An 18,365-nucleotide genomic window follows, 5' to 3' on the forward strand; every position below is an offset into this window, starting at 1 on the left:
CTGCCCGCCCGCCGACCGAGGAGGGCTACTGGTCGATCCTCACCCGGAAGGTGAGCCGCGCGACCTGCCCCGGGGCCAGGGTGCCGTGCGTAGAGCGAATGGCACCCGTCGCGCCATCGGCCGGCTGAAGCGTCAGCTCCGCCTCAGAAGCGCCGGTTGTCGCCGTGCCGGACGATCCGACATAGGTGGTGTAGGCCGGCGTTGCGTCGTCGATTCTGAGCTCCGTCGCATCTGCCGTGCCCATATTGGTCGCCGTGATGCGATAGACGACGCATGCGCCCGGATCGGCCGCCTGCCCCGCCTGGGTGAACGAGAACGCGGTGCCGCTGTCGGCCGTGCCGTTGCAATCGGCGTCGACCGCCTGTTCCTTGATCACCACGACGTTGCCGGACACGATGGTGACGGTTTCGGTGACCGTGTTGTTGCTCGGATTTTCATCCTCCACCGTTGCCCCGCCTGCCGCGGTGAGGCTGCTGCTCACGATGATTCTCGCGCTCTCGGAAAGTCCTCCCACCGCGCTGGCGGGTGCCTGGACCCGTGAAAACAGCAGCACCCTGTCCCCGGGGGCGAGTTCCGTCTTGTCGAGCGCGGTCAAGATATTGGCAATGCTCGTCACCGTAGCGTCGGTGGAGTCCAGCACGCCGTTGCCGTTCGCGTCCACGCGAAGCGTTTCCGCGAAGCTCGGAAAATCCGGGTTATAGCCGATGGGACCGTTGGTGATCGCGACGTTCCCGAGGTTCTCCAGCGTGTGGGTCATCACCACGACGCCGCCGGGCGCCGCCTGAGCGGTCTGGTCGGTGCGAATGGAGAGGTCGACGACCTGGCCGACTGTGACGCGGTCCAGTTTGGTATCGACGACCGCCGCACTGCTCGCCGAAGCGGCGCGGAAGTAAACATCCGTGTTGCCGGGCGCAGCCGTGGCCGGCGGGGTTACGACGGCGGTGAACGTCGCGGACCCGCCCGGTGCGATCACGCCCGTATTGGTGACCGTGCCGTCGGCATTCCTGAACACCACCTGCCAGCCGGCCGGCATGGAGCCGGGCGCGAAATTCGAGCCGCTGAAGGACAGATTGAAGCTGTCGGAAACCGAACGATTGTTTTTGACCACCAAGGTGAATTCGGCGGCCTGACCAGGATTCGTCGTCACGGTCGTCCAGGGGGCGCCATCATTGTCGACATTGAGACCTGCCGCCAGTTCGCCCGCGTTCTGCAGGTCGACGGTGCCGCCGCCGACTCCGCTCGAGATCCGCAATCTCGTGCGGTTCGACACGGCGGGATTGCTGACGGCGGTCGCCGTCACCGTCGCTTCCCAGGCCGGCTCTGCGCCGGCAGAGCGTGCCGCCCCGTCCGGCAAATTGGCGCGCACGAAGAACTTCGCTACCGAATTCGCGCCCACCTGGACGTCCGGCCGGCCGTTCGAATTCGTGTCGAGGACGGGCGCTCCGTCCGTGGTCGCGAAGTTGAACGTCGTTCCGGCAGGAAAATTGCCCGTCGCAACTGAAAGATCGAATCTCTGAGCCGCATTCGAGTGATTGGTGATGATCACTTCGAAAGGCACGGGGATGCTCGAGGGAAGATAGGTCGTTACATAGGCAATGGCATCGTTTGCTTCACCTTCGTTCGATTCACCATCCTCGTCGGTGGTGGAGTCCGATGCGGAGCCGTTGAAGTAACTGTCGTCCGGCAAATCGGTCGCTGGGCGACCGTCGTAGCTCGTGTTTGCAGCGGCCGTATCGGCCAGCGTGACACCGATGGCATCGTCGTTGTCGATGACGAGGCGAGCCTCGTTCGAGGTTTGCAGGTCGGTCTGATCCGAGTCGATCGTACCGGTGTTGGAAATCGTGCCGGCTGCGCCGGTGGCGACCGCACCGACGAACTCGATATAGCCGGTTCTGCCGACAGGCACGGCGGACAGCGTCGCTTTCACCGTGAGGTCACCAAACGAATAGGATATCGTGTGACCCTGGCCGTTGGTGAACTCCTCGTCTCCTCCGGTATCCGTCATGGTCCCGCCGTCGGACCACCGACCCGTTCCGGCCACGTATGTCAATTCGCCTGGCAGCAGGTCCGTGATGATCACCTTCGTCGCATCCGCTCCGCCGGTATTGCTGTAGTTGAAGCGGACGCGCACGGTGTCGCCGGGGGTGACCGAACTCGACCCGTCCCGGTCGTCGAGCAGGCTCATGGTCTTGGTGAACTCGAAAACGGCACCGGTCGTGACGCTCACGGTATCCGTGTTGAAGTCGTTAGGTTCGTTCGGAGTGCCGGCCTCGAAATTGCCGGCCGTGGTCAGCGTGCTCGCCGCGGTGATCTTGAAGGTGGGACTGCCGGTCGTTCCGGCCGCGACATTGACCTCCACGACCACGCAGGCGCTTTCGCCCGCGTTGAGCGAGCCGGTCTGGTCGATCGATGTCAGCGTATCGGGCACGCCGTCGCAATCGCCATCGGCATAGATGCCGACGAAGGAAAGGCCGGTACCGAAGTCGGAAGTCGTAAGGTCGTACCTGTCCGCCGCGTTACCGACATTGGTGATGGTGTGCGGAAAGAGCACCTTGCCGCCGGCGACGGCGGATTTTGTCGTATCGGTCTCGATCTGAACGCCGGCGATGGTGTTGATCGTCGTCTGGACCAGGTTGGAGGTGACCGAGAAGGTCTGCCCGCCAGACTCGAAGGTCGCAACCGCCTGATTGCCGATGACGGTACCGGCCGCAGGCGGCGCCGCAAGCGCCGACGACGCGAACCCCATTATACTCGCAGACGCAACCAAAAGATGCGTCGATAATTTCCTGCGCCACCGATTTGTCTGCCGGTAGCCTGCTTCCAAGACGCTAGAATTCGCTCGCATAACTCGCCTTCCCGTGACCGATTTCGAACGGGAGTTGCAGGATATGACCGCTTATATGCAAATAACCAAAACAATTTTAGGGGAAATTTCGACTCGACGCTGCCGTCGCCAACATGCGGGGCCCTGCCGAATCCGGGCCCGACTGCCGGCAAATAGCTGTTTTGTTTACAACCACAGGAAGAAAACACGTGCGATGAAGATCGCATATCATCGCCGGCGCGGTGTTCTCGCGAGCAACGGAAAAAGCTGCTTTGCCCTTGAAGGCGGGGGGTGATTCGGAAAATGCCTGCGAGGCGCGCTTCAGTCGGGGACGCCATCGTTCGGGATAGGTGAAGGTCAAGCCGCTTGTCGTCTCCCCCCCTTGTGGGGGAGAATATTTGCGGCGGGCTCTCGTTTCCACTTCTGCGTTCTGCCCGTGGCATCGTTTGGGCATGCGAACGTCAAACCGTTTACCATCTGCCCCCAAGGCAATGGTCCCGCGAGAGGATCAGAAGTGCATATGCCCTGGCGGCAACGCGAAGTGCTTCCTCACCGGAAACGCAGGTTTTCTTTTGTAAGCTCGTCGACCGATGAGCAGCCCATCAGCTTCATGCCGCGTTCGATCTCGACACGCATCAGTTCGAGCGCCCGTTCGACGCCAGCCTGTCCTGCCGCAGCGAGCGGGAAGAGATAGTAACGGCCAAGCCCGACCGCCTTCGCTCCCAGCGAGAGCGCCTTGAGCACATGGGTGCCGCGCTGCACGCCGCCGTCCATCATCACATCTATCCTGTCCCCGACGGCCTGGACGATCTCGTCAAGCTGGTCGAATGCGGTGCGTGAACCGTCAAGCTGGTGCCCGCCGTGATTGGAGAGCACGATTCCGGTGCAGCCGATCTCGACCGCGCGCTTGGCATCCTCGACCGAAATCACGCCTTTCAGGCAAAACTGGCCGCCCCAGTGCTGCACCATCTCGGCGACGTCGTCCCAGGACATGGACGGATCGAGCATCTCGGTGAAATAGCGGCTTATCGACATCGCGCCGCGGCCCATATCGACATGGTTTTCCAGCTGGGGCAGCCTGAAAGGCTCATGGCGAACATAGTTGACCGCCCAGGAGGGCTTGATCGCAAATTGCGTGATACCGGCGAGATTGAGCTTGAAAGGAATGGCAAACCCCGTTCGCTTGTCGCGCTCGCGATTGCCCCCGGTGATGCTGTCGACCGTCAGCATCATCACCTCGATGCCGGCCTGCTTGGCGCGCGCCATCATCTCGCGGTTCAATCCACGATCCTTGTGGAAGTAGAACTGGTAGACCTGCGGACCGTCGCAAATCCGCCGGGCCTCTTCCAGACTGACGGTGCCGAGCGAGGAGACACCGAACATGGTGCCGAACTTCGCAGCCGCTGCCGCCACCGCACGTTCGCCCTGATGGTGGAACAGACGCTGAAGCGCCGTCGGCGAGCAATAGACGGGCATCGCCAGCCTTTGCCCCATGACGGTCACCGACATGTCGACGTCGCCGACGCCGCGCAGGACATTCGGAACCAGATCGCAGCCCTCGAACGCAGCCGTGTTGCGCCGGTAGGTGACCTCGTCATCGGCCGCGCCATCGATATAGTTGAAGATCGGCGACGGCAGGCGCCGTTTTGCCATCAGACGGAAATCGTGGAAATTGTAACAATCTTTCAGACGCATCTGCCCCTCAAACCCGAACGGCCGAATCAATAGCACTTTTTCGATAAGGCGGGATGAGGAAATCAAGCCGCGGCGGGAATCCAGCGCTCAGTCCGTCGTCGAGCCCGCAATGATGGTGAGGCGCCGCATGGATGGTATGTGGACACTGAACAGGAAGACGCCCCACCATTCGGCGCCGTCTTCGAAATAGTCGGAAACCTCCGGCAGCCGCGCGTCGGACCAGTCGAGAATTTCGCTTCGGTGGAGCGGCGGCAAGATAAAATCCCTGATCTCCTCGAACACCGCCTGCACTTCGCCAGGCCGGGCGTTCAGTGGATAGGGTGGATGCGAAAAGGCGTAGGCGAACTGCCCTCCAGGCTCAGGGCAAGAGCTCGCACCCGACATGATCCTCACATCGTCGAGCGAACTCAAGACCGGATCCGTCAACTGCGATCCGTCGGCGGTTTTATAGGAGCCGAGCCTCAGCAGGCTGCCGCTGTCCGGGTCGTACCAGTCGCCGAAGAATGCCTTTTCGCAGATGCGCCGGCTTCCCAGAGCGCGCAGCTTCCCGGCGTCGAATCTATGGAAGTGACGCAACGCCTGCGGCACTGCCGAAAGGATCTCCTCCTCCGTACCGCCTGCATTCTCGAAGATCGCGAAATCGAGCACGCCCAGCATTTCATCGAAGCGCTCGAAGGCAGGCGGTAGCTTCTCGATCCGGTTCATTCGCCTGTTTTAGGGCGCTGCCATGATAACTGCAATCGGCGGCGGAGGAGACGAGGATAGCTTTGGTATCGAGCATCCACAGGCTCATTCCTTCCAGCCCTCGAAGGGATCGCGATCCTGCGACGGCTGGTTGCGGTCGGCCGGCCCCAGGGCAGCCCCTCGGTACTCGCCCTCTCCGTTGGCATTCGCGCCTGATATGCCGCCGCCACTATTCCAGCATTACGACGGCATCGACTTCGAAGAGCATCGGGTCGATTGCAAGCTTGGGAACGGGAATCAAAGTCTGCGCCGGCAGCGCCGCGCCGAACATTTCCTTCACGTTCCTGGTCAGCACCTCAAGCTTGGACATGTCGTGATCGACGACGAAGACCGTGAGCTTGGCGACCTGATCCGGCCTGGCACCGAGCGCATCGAGGGCAGTGCGCAGGTTTGCATAGGCCTGCTGGACCTGGACAGCGAAGTCGGGCGACAAGGCTCCGCTGCGGTCCTGGCCGCCCTGTCCCGAGATATAGGCCACCCGGCCCTCGCGGGGCACGATCACTGCCGTGCTGTAGCCGTTCGGCGTCGGGTCGTAGAGGTTTTTCGGATTGACGATGGTCAGCTTGAGATCATTCTCATTCGCTGTCGTCGCAGCGGGAACGCCCATGGTCATGATGATCAGCCCTCCGATAAGCAGACGCGTGATTGCGCGTGGCATGTTTTTCTCTTGGCTCCGGGGACTGCGGGCAATAGAGCCTCGCCGCCTCCGGGATTGAACTTTTACTGCCGTATGATCCGACTCGTACGATGTACTATCCGTGCCATCGTACATTGTACGAGTCAACCGTTCAGGATCGACATTCGCAGGTTCGTCGGGTTAGATCGGCATTCTGATCAGCAAGGAAGACGGATGACGGCCAAACGCAGCGGCGCCCCGAGCAAACGGCCTCAACGGACAGGTGTATCGCCCCGGGTGCCGGAGGCGCGCAGTGAGCCGTCTCTCTCCCGGGAGCGCATCGTGGCGACCGCGGTAGAACTGCTGGACGCCCAGGGAATAGACGGATTGACGATGCGTCGCCTGGCCGATCGCCTCGGCTCGGGCGTGATGAGCCTGTATTGGCACGTCGACAACAAGGAGGATGTCTTTGATCTGGCGCTCGACTCGGTGCTCGTATACCGCGGGCCGCCGCAAATGGTCGAGTCTCGAGATTGGCGCGGAAAAGTCGTTCATATGCTCGAGGACTGGCGCGCCGGCATGCTGCGCCATCCCTGGTCGGCATCGCTGCTGCCGCGCCGGGCACTCGGCCCGAACATCCTCAGCCGCCTGGAACTGCTGAGCAGGACCTTGTCCGGAGCCGGTGTAGCCGACGCAGATCTGAACGCCGCGATATGGTCGCTCTGGAACTATGTGATGGGCGCCACCATCACCCGGGCGAGCTTCGGCCTCTCGGACGAAGACAGGGCCGCGGCACAGCAGCGCCTCACACGTCTCAGCGAACACTACCCGACGATCGAACGCTCCCGCCTGCTGCTGGACAACGATTGGGACGGCGCCTTCCGGAAAGGCCTCGACTTCCTGCTCGATGGCCTCGCGCCGAGACAATGAGCGCTCGTCATCTTCCTGACGAGACGGTGCCGGACCTCCGGCGCTTCTCCAACATCACGGCAGGCGAGCGAGGTAGACCAGAGCAAGCGTTTAGGCCACGTCTTGAAGCTGGGCCTCACCATTGTGCAGGAAGCAGGCTTTGTTCGTCGGGCATCCAAATTCCTCACCTTTTCTGTATCACTTTTATTCTTGCAATTGGGATTAAATGTGATACAAAAATGCATGAAGATCACCTATGACGAAACAAAGCGCCAGATCAACATAGGAAAACACGGCTATGATATCGCCGAACTCGACATGGAGTTCTTCGCTTCGTCTGTGGTCGTCCCAGCCAAGGAAGGCCGCTTCATGGCTATCGGCGTTTTGCGCAATGGCGTTATCGCCGTAGTCTTCGCCCGGCTTGGCTCGGAAGGCATTTCGATTATCTCCATGCGTGACGCCAGCAGGAAGGAAAGGAGCTTATTATGACCAGCCTATCCCGCCGCATCCGCCATATCTCCGACAAGGAGGAGGCAGCTATCCAACGCAAGATAGCTAGTGACCCAGACGCTCCTGAGGCCACCGACGAACAACTAGCCAAAGCTAAGCCATTCGCCGAAGCCTTCCCAGACCTGGCCGAGAGCATCAAGGGCGCCAGGGGCCGTCCAGCCGTTGAGAACCCTAGGCAGCAGATATCCATTCGCCTCGATCCGGATGTCATCGAGCACTACAAGGCAACCGGCAAAGGCTGGCAGAGCCGGATGAATGACGACCTTAGAAAGGCTGCCGGATTGAAGAAGGCAGGTTGAAGCTGTTTCCTCAAGGGATAGCCCCAAAGCGTGGATGAGGAAAAGTGTGCGCGGTTTCCGCATCCCGTAATGGGGCAATAACGAAACCATTTGAAAGGAAATGGCGCACCCGAAGAGATTCGAACTCCTGACCCCCAGATTCGTAGTCTGGTGCTCTATCCAGCTGAGCTACGGGTGCGTGCCTGGAAGCGGTGACCACCGCTTGCGTGGCGATCCTCTAAAGCGTCCTTTCGGCGATTGCAAGCGCCTTCGGGAAAAAATTTCATTTTTACGACGATGCCGGGAAGGGACGGAATCTCAGGAACGTCCCTTGGCGCGGAAGGCATCGAGCCGCACCGGGCGGTCCGGCAGTTCTATGCGAAACAGCGTGCCGGGAGTGGGCTTTTCGACAAGGGCGATCGTTCCGCCATGGGCGAGCACCAGTTCGCGGGCGATCGCCAGGCCCAGGCCCGTTCCGCCGGAGCGCGCCGAGCCGCGGAAGGCGGCGAAGAGATTTTCGCGTGCCTTGGCCGGCATGCCGGGGCCGGTGTCGTCGATCGAAATGGTCACCACGCTGCCGGTACGCACCGCGGAAACCGAGATCCGCCGCTCGGAGCCATCCTCCGGCTTGTAATTGGCCAGCGCCTCGACCGCGTTGCGGCAGATATTGTGGACGACGCGGAACAGCTGCTCGCTGTCCGCATCGACCTCGATGTCATCGCGGACCTGTATCTCGAAATCGATACCGTCCTGGCGATCGACGGCGAGCAGTTCGGCCACATCCTCGACCAGCGGCCGCAGCGCCAGGAAACGGCGGTGCGGCTCGGCCTCCGTCGTGCGGCCGTAGGAGAGGACTTCGCGCGTATAGCCGACGGCGCGGTCGATGGTCCGGAGCAATGTCGGCGCGAAGCGTTTGACGACGGGATCGTCGACGTCGGCCAGGCGATCGGAAATGAGCTGTGCGGAGGACAGGATGTTGCGCATGTCGTGGTTGATCTTGGAAACGGCAAGGCCAAGCTCCGCAAGGCTCTTCTGCTGCTTCAGGGTTCTCTGCAATTCGCGCTGCATGCTCGCCAGATGCTGACCGGCGACCGCCAGTTCGTCCTTGCCTTCCGGCGGCACCAGCACGCGCTCGGGGCTCGACGGCTCGCCCGAAAATTCCTGCATGCTCTTGGTCAGCCGCCTGATCGGGAGGATCAGCATGCGATTGATGGCGAGGAAGATCAGCGCCGCGGTGATCAGCGAGATGGCGATCGACAGGAGGAAGACGTTGCGCGAATAGACGAGCATGGCCGTGCGCAGCTTGGCGTCCTTCATCACCAGCTCGATCGTCGCATCGCCTTCGCCCAGCGGGCCATAGACGCGCACCACCCGGTTGCCGCCGAAGATGAGCGTGTCGAAGGCGTCCCGGATCGCGCCGAGAGCCGTGAAGTTGGCTATGTCGTATTCGCCGTCGATCGCGGGGGGCATGTCGACGCTGGCGATCATCCGGGAGGCATCCTTGCGGCGGATGACGATGGCCTTCGTCCCGGTCGCCATCAGCGTCTCGCGCTGCACGGCGCGGGGCAGCTCGACATTTTGAAGTCCGTCGACCACGACGGCCGCCGCCGCCACGGTGTTCAGGCGGTCCTGCAGCCAGCGAATGCGCATATTGGCGACGGAAGGCACGAAGATCAGCACTTCGGCCAACATCACGAAGGCGACCGTCAGCAGCAGCAATTTGCCGGAAAGCCCGCCAAGAAAGCCGACCGCCGCTCGGGGTGCCGCACTCGCATTGGCCGGACGCGCGTCTTCTACCATAAAGATTCCCTGGATCACGATGACTAGACCTAAGGTCATCGTGATCGATTCCTTTGTTTTGCCGCAACTCCGGACGGAAAACCGCTGCGCACTTTTCCTGGAATTGCTCTGGATCAGCCGAAGTTCCGCAGGAACCGGATCGCGGTCCGCAGAAGGCGATTTCGCGCCATGGGGGAATAATAGGAGATCGCCGCCTGTTTTCCAATCTCCGAGAGCGTCGGATAGGGTGCGACATAAGTCTGGAAATGCCTGAGCGTCAGGCGGTTGGCGACGGCGAAGGCCCAGAGACCGATCATCTCCCCCGCTCCAGGGCCGGCAATTCCGGCGCCGAGAACCCGACCGCGCCTGCCGACGACGATCTTGATCAGCCCTCGATCCAACCCGTCGGTGCGGGCGCGATCACTCGCGGAAAAGTCCAGCCGAACGGTTCTTGCCCCCCGGGCGGTCTCCCGCGCGCGCTCCTCCGTCAGCCCCACTTGCGCCAGTTCGGGCGCGGTGAAGATCACCTGCGGAACGATGGTCGTCCTTTCGCGCCCCGGCAGGCGGAAAAGGATCTGCTGCAGCACCAGCCGGGCGTGATAGCTCGCCTGATGCGTGAATAGGCCGCCCGCCGCGTCTCCGACCGCATAGACGCGACGGTTGCTCGTCCTCAGGTCAGCCCCGACCTCTACGTGTTTCGGGCAATGGCGGATGCCGGCCGCATCGAGGTCGAGCGATCCGTGATTGGGAGCACGACCGGCAGCCACCAGCAGGTCGCTCCCTTCGATCTCGAAAGGGCCGCTCTCGTTCTCGCAGAGGAGCCGGATTCCCGTCTCCGTTTGCTCCGCCGAGCGGATCGCCGTACGCTCGTGCAGGAGCATGCCTTCCGCACGCAGCCCGTCGAGCACGATCGCCGCCAGCTCCGGGTCCTGACCGGAGAGAGCCGCGGCACCGTCCACGACCGTCACATCGGCGCCCAACCGCCGGTGAGCCCCGGCCATCTCGAGGCCGACCGCGCCTGCGCCGATGACGAGGAGATGTCGCGGCAAGCGTTTCAGGCCGAAGAGCGTTTCGTTGGTGAGGAACGGCGTCTCCGCAAGTCCGGGGATCGGGGGAACGGCGGGGGAGGAGCCGGTGGCGATCACGAAGCGGCGGGCGCGGATCAGGCGGTCGCCGGCAGCGACCGTGCGGTCGTCCACGAAGCGGGCCGTTTCCTTGATCACCTCGACGCCGAGGCTCGTGAAGCGCTCCGCGGAATCGTGCGGTGCAATGGCTTCGATCACGGATTGGATGCGTGCCGCCAGATGCTCATGGTCGACGATCGGTTCCGCCGAGGCAATGCCGAATTCCGCAGCCTTGCGGACCGCGTCCGCATGTTTGGCCGCTGCGATCAGAGCCTTTGACGGCACGCAGCCGTAATTCAGGCAATCGCCGCCCATCCGGCCGTGCTCGACCAGAACGACGGGCACGCCGAAAGCGGCCGCCCCGGCGGCCACGGAGAGCCCGGCGGCACCGCCGCCGATCACGCAGATGTCGGGTGTCAGTATTTTCGCCACGCGGCTAGGCCCTCCGCCTCCGTCATGCACCTTTGCGGCGCGACTGTATTACCCTGAATGCCAGAGGCAATGCAGCAATCGATGCAAGGGCGACGAGCGCCAGCGAGATATCCCTGGTGGCGAAATCGGCAACGGTGAATTCACGGCCGCTTGCGGCAGCAAGAGCGATCACGTCGCCGAGGCCGCGGCCGAGCCAGGTATAGGCGAGAGTGCCCGGAATAATGCCGACCAGCGTCGCGAGCGCATAGGTGCGCAGCTTCACCTCGAAGAAGGCGGGCGCGATGTTGATCAGGAAGAAAGGAAAGATCGGCGCGAGCCGCAGGATCAGGAGATAGAGGAAGGCGTTGTCCCGAAATCCATCGGCAAGGCGCTCCAGGACGCCGCCGGCACGGCGCCTCAGGATGTCGCTGAAGGCACCGCGCGCGGCGATGAACAGCAGGCAAGCCCCGAGTGTGGCGGCAAGAACCGTGATAGCCGCGCCTGCAAGGCAGCCGAAAAGGAAACCGGCGGAGATCGTCAGCACCGATGCCGCCGGTATGGAGAAGACCACCACCGCGACATAAATCGCGAAGAAGACGAGAGCCGAACTGACCGGATGGGCGGCGACATGGGCGGCGAGCGTCTCGCGCTGGTCGGCGAGCACAGACAGCGAGACATAGTCCTGCAGGCCGTAGGCATAGCCAAGGACGCCGCCCGCAAGCAGAAGCGAAATCGGCAGGAAGCGCCAGGGAGAGCGTTGCGGAACAAGCCGAAGGTCTCGCCGGCTCGACGAGGGTTCGAGAGCCGGACCTTCTTCTGCCCCGTTGCTGATACCATGGCTCATGCGATCTGCCTTCGGTGAGATTCTGCCCCTGAATTAGAAGGAATTCACCCCCCGAACCAATAACGAATCGTCGCGTCGACAAACGACGGCGTGACCGGGCCGCGGCGGCAAGTCACGCCGGCGTGAAAGTGCCGGCGGCGTCTCCCCGAGGGAAGCTCATCTCGGAAATGCCGCTCGCGGCGACCGGCAGTTCACCGCGAGCGAAGCTGGAAATCGGGCGACTGCAGCGCTGCAGCGGGCCCCCTCAGAACTCCTCCCAATCGTCGCGGGCGACCGCAGCGGAGCCGTTGCCGAATGCGCGCGCGACCGTGCCCATCATGCGGCGGGCGGGCGAGGCCACCGGCCGGCTCGCATCCCTTGCCGGCGCGACCGTCCGCACCGCCTCGCGCTCGACCTTGAAGTAGGCGATGAGGTTGGCGAGATTGTCGGCCTCGGCAGACAGCTTGTGCGTGGCGGCATTCGCCTCCTCCACCATGGCGGCGTTGCGCTGGGTGACCTGATCCATCTGGTTTACGGCGGTGCTGACCTCCCCGAGGCCCGTGGACTGCTCGCGTGCGGCCGTCGCGATCGAATGGATGTGATCGTTGATCTTGAGGACCCGCGTCTCGATCTGGCCGAGCGCCGCTCCCGTCGCCTGGACGAGCTTGACGCCGGTGGCCACCTCGCCGCCCGATTTTGAAATCAGCGACTTGATATCCTTGGCGGCGCTGGCTGCACGCTGGGCGAGCTCGCGGACCTCCTGCGCAACGACGGCAAAACCCTTGCCGGCATCACCGGCGCGCGCCGCCTCGACGCCGGCATTGAGGGCCAGCAGGTTCGTCTGGAAGGCGATCTCGTCGATGACGTTGGTGATCTGGCCGATCTCGCTCGATGCCTGTTCGATCCGGCCCATGGCATCGATGGCGTTGCGGACGACCGATGCCGACTCCGCTGCGCTGTCCTTCGCCTCCGTGACCATGACGGTCGCTTCCTGGGCCCGCTCCGTCGAATTGCGAACCGCGGCGGTTATCTCGTCGAGCGCCGCCGAGGTTTCCTCCAGAGCTGCGGCCTGCTGCTCCGTCCGCTTGGACAGGTCGTCGGCGGCACTGCGCAACTCCGTAGAGTTCCCGTTGATCGAGTCCGTCGTCATGCGGACCTCGCGCAAGGTCTTCTGCAGGGTCTGCAAAGTATCGTTGACGTTCGTCTGCAACTCGGCGAAGGCGCCCTGGAACTGGCCCTTCATGCTTTGCGTGAGGTCGCCCGTCGCCAGGCTCGCAATGACCCTCCGGGTCTCGGCGATGCCCGTGTCGACACTGTTGACCAGTTCGTTGACGCTCGCCGCAAAGCGGTTGAGATCGTCGTTGTCGTAGTCCTTGCTGATGCGCCTGGTGAAATCCCCTGCCGCAGCCGCCGCGACGACCGTGGCGATGCTCGACTGCAGGTCCGCGCTCTTTTCGCGCAGGATCTCTTCCTGCGCGTTGAGCTCGCGCACGGCGAGGCTGTTCTGCTTGAAGACTTCGACCGCCGCCGCCATGTCGCCGATCTCGTCCTTGCGCCCGGCGAAGGGCACGTCGACCGAGAGATCGCCGCCGGCAAGCAGCTTCATCTTGCCCGTCAGATCGAGAATCGGGCGGCTGAGGTGATTGGTCGCAATATAGAAGGCGGCACCGATCCCGGCCAGCATGCCCAGGGCAGCGGTTGCAAGGACGATCAGCACGATCGAGCGCTTGTAGTCGGCCAGATCCGCGGTGATCGTCTGAAGCGAGGCAAGGTTCTCGTCGACGACCACGTCGATTTCAGCCTGGAACGCCTTGCGGTTGGCCCGGTTCGCTTCGTTGTTGCCCTGCTCGTTGGCAGCTTTCGGCGCAACCTGCGTGCCGAGGCGGGCCGTCTCGCTTCGGAACGTCTTGAATTCCTCCGCGCGTTCGACGAGGGTATCGAAGGCGGGCAGGACGTCGGCCGGCACCAGCGGCCGCCACTCGGTGAGCAGCGCGTCGATCTTGTCGAGGTTCTTGAGAATTCCCTCGGCAAAAGGCTTTGCCTTCTCGACCGTTGGCGCCGCATAGATGCCGCGCGCCTCCATCACCACCGCCGTTACCAGGCGATTGAGCCGCTCGCCCTTGAAAGCCCGGTCGGAGGCGTTCTGGTATTCACCGAGCCGTTGGTTGTACTCGCTCACGATCAGCAACGACATACCGGTGATCGCTATCGCCAGCAGACTCATGATGCCGACGATGAGGTTTATCTTTCCGCGAATTTTCATGTCCTGTCCCTGTCCCCAGCCGCATACTCGCCTAAAACGGGAAAGTAACTCACGGCTTACACGCTACTGAGCAAATGCTAAAATGCGCGTGGTTAACAAAGCACCCATCGGACCCACTCGATTTAGGGTGTCATGCGGCGATTCATGAGCACGCCGCCGGCGCCCGGGAATTGACTTTATCGGGTTTTTGTCCCTATAAGCCGCGCACGTCCGGTGGAGCCGCCCGTAGGCGGAGCCATGCCCGGCGCGTAAACGCTCTTGCATCATGCAAACCCAAGAAGGACCGCACACCGCGGTATTTAAATAAATGAAGCGTACCTACCAACCGTCCAAGCTTGTTCGCAAGCGCCGTCACGGCTTCCGTGCACGTATGTCCACCAAGGGTGGGCGCAAGGTCCTCACAGCCCGCCGGGCTCGTGGCCGCAAGCGTCTTTCGGCGTAAGCCGGATCTGCCCGAAACCTTATGTCCGGGCAAATGACGACAGATAAAGACAAGATGGCTGTCGGGCGGCTGAAAAGCCGTCCGCAGTTTTTGGCGGTCCGGGCTGGTGAAAGCCGCAGAGGCCCGCTATTTCTCCTCGAAGTTCTCGACCGGAACGATCCGGAGGGAGAAGCCCGCGTCGGCTTCACCGTTACCAAGAAACACGGCAATGCCGTCGAGCGAAACCGAATGCGCCGACGACTAAAGGAAGCCGTGCGGCTTTCGGCCGGGTTTGCAATGAAACCCGGACACGACTATGTGATTGTCGCCCGGCGCGATCTCCTGAATGCCCCTTTCGACGCATTGACTCGGGCGCTTCGGGATCGCATCGAAAACAAGCCGAAACAGAAGCGGCCACCGGCCGGTTCCAGGAAATCATGATGGAAAACAACCGCAATTATTTCGTGGCGATCGCCCTTTCCGTGCTGATCCTCATCGCCTGGCAGTTCTTCTATGTCAGCCCGAAGATGGAGAAGGACCGCATTGCCGCGGAACAGGCGCAGCAGGCGCAACAGACCCAGCAACAGCCAGGCGCCCAGCCGGCTGCACCTGGACAGGCGCTGCCCGGCGGTGCGATCCCGAGCGCAGGCGAAAGCCGCGATCAGGCAATCGGCAAATCCGCCCGCGTCGCGATCGACACGCCGGCGCTTTCCGGCTCCATCAACCTGACCGGCGCACGCTTCGACGACCTGAAGCTCAAGGGCTACCGCGAAACCGTCGACCCGAAGAGCCCGGTCATCACGCTCTTCAGCCCGGCGGAGACCGCCGACGGCTATTTCACGGAAATCGGCTATATCGGATCGGATGCGACCGGCTCGGTTCCGGGACCGCAGACCACATGGACGCTTTCGGGCGGCGACAAGCTCACCCCCTCGACGCCGGTGACGCTGAGCTACACGAACGATAAGGGCATCACCTTTGCCCGGACCATCTCGGTTGACGACCGCTACATGTTCCAGGTGGTCGACAGCATCAAGAACGAGACCGCGGCGCCGGTTTCCCTGTCTTCCTACGGCCGCGTCACGCGCTTCAACAAGCCGACGACTCCGAGCATCTACGTGCTCCACGAGGGCTTCGTCGGCGTCGCGGGAGAGCATGGCCTGCAGGAAGTCGGCTATTCCAAGGTCGAAGACGACGAGCCCGTCGAACCGGGTAAGTCGACCGGCGGGTGGCTGGGCATCACCGATAAATACTGGGCCGCGACGATCGTGCCGCCGCAGGCGACGCCCTTCGACATCCGCTTCTCGCATTTCGCCGACGGGCGCCCCCGTTACCAGAGCGACTACAAGAGCGATGCGGTTACGGTTGCCCCGGGCCAATCCGTGGAGCTGAAGAACCTCGTCTTCGCCGGTGCCAAGGAAGTCCCGGTCGTCGACAATTACGAAGTGGCCTATTCGATCCCCAACTTCGACAAGCTGATCGACTGGGGCTGGTTCTACTTCATCACCAAGCCGATGTTCAAAATGATGGATTTCTTCTTCCGTCTCTTCGGCAATTTCGGCATCGCGATCCTGATCACCACGATCGTCGTCAAGCTCATCTTCTTCCCGCTCGCCAACAAGCAATACGCATCGATGGCGAACATGAAGAAGGTTCAGCCGAAGATGGAGGAACTGAAGAAGAAATTCGGCGACGACAGAATGGGGCTGCAGCAGGCGATGATGCAGCTCTACAAGGAAGAGAAGATCAACCCGCTGGCGGGCTGCTGGCCGATCCTCATCCAGATCCCGGTGTTCTTCGCGCTCTACAAGGTGATCTACGTCACCATCGAGATGCGGCATGCGCCCTTCTTCGGCTGGATTCAGGATCTCTCCGCCCCGGATCCGACGACGATCATCAACCTCTTCGGTCTCCTGCCGTTCGAGGGGCCTGCCTTCCTGCATCTTGGCATCTGGCCGATCATCATGGGCGTCACCATGTTCCTGCAGATGCGCATGAACCCGACACCGCCGGACCCGACCCAGGCGATGCTTTTCACCTGGATGCCGGTGGTCTTCACCTTCATGCTGGCGTCGTTCCCGGCCGGTCTCGTGATCTACTGGGCCTGGAACAACACGCTGTCGATCCTGCAGCAGGGCATCATCATGAAGCGTCAGGGCGTCAAGGTCGAACTCTTCGACAATCTGAAGTCGCTCTTCTCGAAGAAACCGAAACCGGCGGAATAGAGCACTTCCGGGACAAGCGTGTAACGGTTTTCGTCCGGAAGGGCGCAGTGAATGCGTTGGAGCGTTTCATTGAATCAGTGAAACGCTCCGATCGGCAGGTCCTCTCGCATGGAAGCCTCGGAGCGACGCGTTCCGGGGCTTTTCTTTTAGGTCCTACTGCATGTTTCCTTTAATCCTATCCGATTAAAGGACAAAGCATGCAGCAGATCAAAGCGCTACAGCGACCTTTGCGCGTCTGATAAGACGCGCGGCGCTGTAGGGATCCGCCGCCGGTACCGGCAGGCGCTCTAAAGCTTGACAAGCCACCCCAAAAGCCTGATGCCGGCGAGGCAAAGAGGAAACGCCAGAACATGTCCGCGACGAACAAGCAGAATGCCGCAAGCGTCTTCGGCCGGCCGTGGATATTCATCCGCGGCGTGCCGTCGATGAAGTTCCTGCCACCTGAGGGACCGACGGAGATCGCCTTTGCCGGCCGCTCCAATGTCGGCAAGTCGTCGCTGATCAACGCACTCGTGGGCCATAAAGGCCTGGCGCGCACCTCGAACACGCCCGGCCGCACGCAGGAACTCAACTATTTCGTGCCGGACGGCTATTCCGGCGAGGCCGGCGACCTGCCGCCGATGGCGCTCGTCGACATGCCGGGCTACGGCTACGCACAGGCTCCCAAGGAACAGGTCGACGCCTGGACGAAGCTGGTCTTCGACTATCTGCGCGGCCGCTCGACGCTGAAGCGCGTCTATGTGCTGATCGACGCGCGCCACGGCATCAAGAAGAACGACGAAGACGTGCTGGCACTCCTCGACAAGGCTGCGGTTTCCTACCAGATCGTGCTGACCAAGACGGACAAGATCAAGGCGGCCGGCGTACCGCGCCTCGTCGCGGAAACGCTCGAAAAGATCAAGAAGCGGCCGGCGGCCTTTCCGGAAGTGCTATCGACATCGTCGGAAAAGGGCGAAGGCATCGAGGACCTCCGCGCGGCGATCGAGCTCGCCGTGACGCGCTGAGGCGCGAAACGGCGCCGCTGAAGGGCGAGCCCCCTCGTCTTCGGCCTCCGTCACTACCCTGACATGAAAAGCGCTCTATCTCTGCTTCGCGGCGGCAGATTGTCTGCCCGAAGGATCAGGAGAGAGACATGTCCGATTTGATTGTCGTGGGATTCGATTCGACGGATGAGGCCGACAAGGTCCTCTTGAAGCTCAACAGCCTGAGGAAGGAATATCTGATCGATCTGGAAGATGCGGTCGTCGTCGTGCGCGACGCCGACGGCAAGGTGCATCTGAAGCAGAGCATGAATCTGACCACCGTCGGCGCCACGTCCGGCCTTCTTTCCGGCTCCCTCTGGGGCGGGCTCGTCGGGCTGCTCTTCCTTAATCCGCTCGCGGGTTTCGCCCTCGGCGGCGCTATCGGCGCCGGTGCGGGGGCGCTTTCCGGATCGCTCGTCGATTACGGCATCGACGACGACTTCATCAAGTCGCTCGGCAACACCATCCCGAACAATTCCTCGGCGCTCTTCGTCCTGGTGCGCAAGGTGCAGCCGGAAAAGGTGCTGGCCGAATTCTCCGGCCTGCGCGGCCGCGTGCTGAAGACGTCGCTCTCGCCGGAGCAGGAACAGAAGCTTCAGGCAGCCATTTCCGAGGCGCAGACGCCGTCGCCGCAGGCGGGGACATTCTGATCGGTTGCTGTAGGCGATCGGCCCTCATCGCACAACGATCTTCTCGCCGGAGCCGGCGAGAAGACAGCGAC

16 protein-coding genes and 1 tRNA gene are annotated in these 18,365 nt (G+C 62.3%); 8 read left to right on the top strand and 9 right to left on the bottom strand.

Annotated elements, in window-relative coordinates:
* Positions 1-25: 25 nt before the first annotated feature.
* From M1D34_RS13340 to M1D34_RS13355, 4 genes are all read right to left on the bottom strand, one after another.
* The gene (locus tag M1D34_RS13340; protein ID WP_498779411.1) at positions 26-2,746 is read right to left on the bottom strand and encodes a beta strand repeat-containing protein; all 2,721 of its coding nucleotides are present in this window, start codon (positions 2,744-2,746) and stop codon (positions 26-28) included.
* A gap of 627 nt (positions 2,747-3,373) precedes the next feature.
* A complete protein-coding gene (locus tag M1D34_RS13345; RefSeq protein ID WP_498779413.1) occupies positions 3,374-4,519 on the bottom strand; it encodes an alpha-hydroxy acid oxidase in 1,146 nt (381 codons plus the stop codon).
* A gap of 87 nt (positions 4,520-4,606) precedes the next feature.
* The gene (locus tag M1D34_RS13350) at positions 4,607-5,224 is read right to left on the bottom strand and encodes a hypothetical protein (protein WP_003531558.1); all 618 of its coding nucleotides are present in this window, start codon (positions 5,222-5,224) and stop codon (positions 4,607-4,609) included.
* 208 nt (positions 5,225-5,432) lie between these two features.
* Positions 5,433-5,921 (bottom strand): RidA family protein, encoded by a 489-nt coding sequence (locus M1D34_RS13355; protein WP_498779416.1) that lies wholly within the window; start codon positions 5,919-5,921, stop codon positions 5,433-5,435.
* A gap of 192 nt (positions 5,922-6,113) precedes the next feature.
* Here M1D34_RS13355 and M1D34_RS13360 point away from each other — a divergent pair, with 192 nt between their 5' ends.
* The 3 genes from M1D34_RS13360 to M1D34_RS13370 all read left to right on the top strand — a co-directional run bounded on the left by M1D34_RS13360 (position 6,114) and on the right by M1D34_RS13370 (position 7,597).
* On the top strand, positions 6,114-6,809 hold the full coding sequence (locus tag M1D34_RS13360; RefSeq protein WP_027989490.1) for a TetR/AcrR family transcriptional regulator: 696 nt from the start codon (positions 6,114-6,116) through the stop codon (positions 6,807-6,809).
* A gap of 222 nt (positions 6,810-7,031) precedes the next feature.
* Positions 7,032-7,277 carry a BrnT family toxin gene (locus M1D34_RS13365; RefSeq protein WP_013843871.1) on the top strand — a complete coding sequence of 82 codons (246 nt, stop codon included), beginning with the start codon at positions 7,032-7,034 and terminating at the stop codon, positions 7,275-7,277.
* A complete protein-coding gene (locus M1D34_RS13370; protein WP_498779418.1) occupies positions 7,274-7,597 on the top strand; it encodes a BrnA antitoxin family protein in 324 nt (107 codons plus the stop codon). The genes M1D34_RS13365 and M1D34_RS13370 overlap by 4 nt, the downstream gene beginning before the upstream one ends.
* A 101-nt stretch (positions 7,598-7,698) precedes the next feature.
* Here the strand turns inward: M1D34_RS13370 and M1D34_RS13375 are convergent.
* From M1D34_RS13375 to M1D34_RS13395, 5 genes are all read right to left on the bottom strand, one after another.
* Positions 7,699-7,775 (bottom strand) — tRNA-Arg (locus tag M1D34_RS13375).
* Positions 7,776-7,894: 119 nt separating this feature from the next.
* A complete protein-coding gene (locus tag M1D34_RS13380; RefSeq protein ID WP_010968584.1) occupies positions 7,895-9,415 on the bottom strand; it encodes a sensor histidine kinase in 1,521 nt (506 codons plus the stop codon).
* 74 nt (positions 9,416-9,489) lie between these two features.
* The gene (locus M1D34_RS13385) at positions 9,490-10,911 is read right to left on the bottom strand and encodes a dihydrolipoyl dehydrogenase family protein (protein WP_498779420.1); all 1,422 of its coding nucleotides are present in this window, start codon (positions 10,909-10,911) and stop codon (positions 9,490-9,492) included.
* 22 nt (positions 10,912-10,933) lie between these two features.
* A complete protein-coding gene (locus tag M1D34_RS13390; protein ID WP_498779422.1) occupies positions 10,934-11,734 on the bottom strand; it encodes a TVP38/TMEM64 family protein in 801 nt (266 codons plus the stop codon).
* A gap of 244 nt (positions 11,735-11,978) precedes the next feature.
* The gene (locus M1D34_RS13395; RefSeq protein ID WP_003531574.1) at positions 11,979-13,976 is read right to left on the bottom strand and encodes a methyl-accepting chemotaxis protein; all 1,998 of its coding nucleotides are present in this window, start codon (positions 13,974-13,976) and stop codon (positions 11,979-11,981) included.
* Between the two features lie 307 nt (positions 13,977-14,283).
* Between M1D34_RS13395 and rpmH the strand changes: the two genes are divergently transcribed.
* From rpmH to M1D34_RS13420, 5 genes are all read left to right on the top strand, one after another.
* A complete protein-coding gene (rpmH, locus tag M1D34_RS13400) occupies positions 14,284-14,418 on the top strand; it encodes a 50S ribosomal protein L34 (protein ID WP_003531576.1) in 135 nt (44 codons plus the stop codon).
* Between the two features lie 21 nt (positions 14,419-14,439).
* Positions 14,440-14,838 (top strand): ribonuclease P protein component, encoded by a 399-nt coding sequence (gene rnpA, locus M1D34_RS13405; RefSeq protein WP_013843866.1) that lies wholly within the window; start codon positions 14,440-14,442, stop codon positions 14,836-14,838.
* A complete protein-coding gene (gene yidC / locus M1D34_RS13410) occupies positions 14,838-16,622 on the top strand; it encodes a membrane protein insertase YidC (RefSeq protein ID WP_013843865.1) in 1,785 nt (594 codons plus the stop codon). The genes rnpA and yidC overlap by 1 nt, the downstream gene beginning before the upstream one ends.
* 350 nt (positions 16,623-16,972) lie before the next feature.
* Positions 16,973-17,626 carry a ribosome biogenesis GTP-binding protein YihA/YsxC gene (gene yihA / locus M1D34_RS13415; RefSeq protein WP_003531582.1) on the top strand — a complete coding sequence of 218 codons (654 nt, stop codon included), beginning with the start codon at positions 16,973-16,975 and terminating at the stop codon, positions 17,624-17,626.
* A gap of 128 nt (positions 17,627-17,754) precedes the next feature.
* Positions 17,755-18,294: a DUF1269 domain-containing protein gene (locus tag M1D34_RS13420; RefSeq protein WP_010968578.1), complete on the top strand. Its 540-nt coding sequence runs from the start codon at positions 17,755-17,757 to the stop codon at positions 18,292-18,294.
* The last annotated feature ends 71 nt before the right edge of the window (positions 18,295-18,365 follow it).

The sequence above is a fragment of the Ensifer sp. D2-11 genome (assembly GCF_054161295.1).

Bases quoted from the DNA above. Each gene is read 5' to 3' on its own strand.
- yidC (WP_013843865.1), top strand. From the start codon at position 14,838: ATGGAAAACAACCGCAATTATTTCGTGGCGATCGCCCTTTCCGTGCTG.
- rpmH (WP_003531576.1), top strand. From the start codon at position 14,284: ATGAAGCGTACCTACCAACCGTCCAAGCTTGTTCGCAAGCGCCGTCAC.
- M1D34_RS13420 (WP_010968578.1), top strand. From the start codon at position 17,755: ATGTCCGATTTGATTGTCGTGGGATTCGATTCGACGGATGAGGCCGAC.
- M1D34_RS13345 (WP_498779413.1), bottom strand. From the start codon at position 4,519: ATGCGTCTGAAAGATTGTTACAATTTCCACGATTTCCGTCTGATGGCA.
- M1D34_RS13360 (WP_027989490.1), top strand. From the start codon at position 6,114: ATGACGGCCAAACGCAGCGGCGCCCCGAGCAAACGGCCTCAACGGACA.
- M1D34_RS13380 (WP_010968584.1), bottom strand. From the start codon at position 9,415: ATGACCTTAGGTCTAGTCATCGTGATCCAGGGAATCTTTATGGTAGAA.
- M1D34_RS13365 (WP_013843871.1), top strand. From the start codon at position 7,032: ATGAAGATCACCTATGACGAAACAAAGCGCCAGATCAACATAGGAAAA.
- M1D34_RS13355 (WP_498779416.1), bottom strand. From the start codon at position 5,921: ATGCCACGCGCAATCACGCGTCTGCTTATCGGAGGGCTGATCATCATG.
- M1D34_RS13395 (WP_003531574.1), bottom strand. From the start codon at position 13,976: ATGAAAATTCGCGGAAAGATAAACCTCATCGTCGGCATCATGAGTCTG.
- M1D34_RS13350 (WP_003531558.1), bottom strand. From the start codon at position 5,224: ATGAACCGGATCGAGAAGCTACCGCCTGCCTTCGAGCGCTTCGATGAA.
- yihA (WP_003531582.1), top strand. From the start codon at position 16,973: ATGTCCGCGACGAACAAGCAGAATGCCGCAAGCGTCTTCGGCCGGCCG.
- M1D34_RS13370 (WP_498779418.1), top strand. From the start codon at position 7,274: ATGACCAGCCTATCCCGCCGCATCCGCCATATCTCCGACAAGGAGGAG.
- M1D34_RS13390 (WP_498779422.1), bottom strand. From the start codon at position 11,734: ATGAGCCATGGTATCAGCAACGGGGCAGAAGAAGGTCCGGCTCTCGAA.
- rnpA (WP_013843866.1), top strand. From the start codon at position 14,440: ATGTCCGGGCAAATGACGACAGATAAAGACAAGATGGCTGTCGGGCGG.
- M1D34_RS13340 (WP_498779411.1), bottom strand. From the start codon at position 2,746: ATGGGGTTCGCGTCGTCGGCGCTTGCGGCGCCGCCTGCGGCCGGTACC.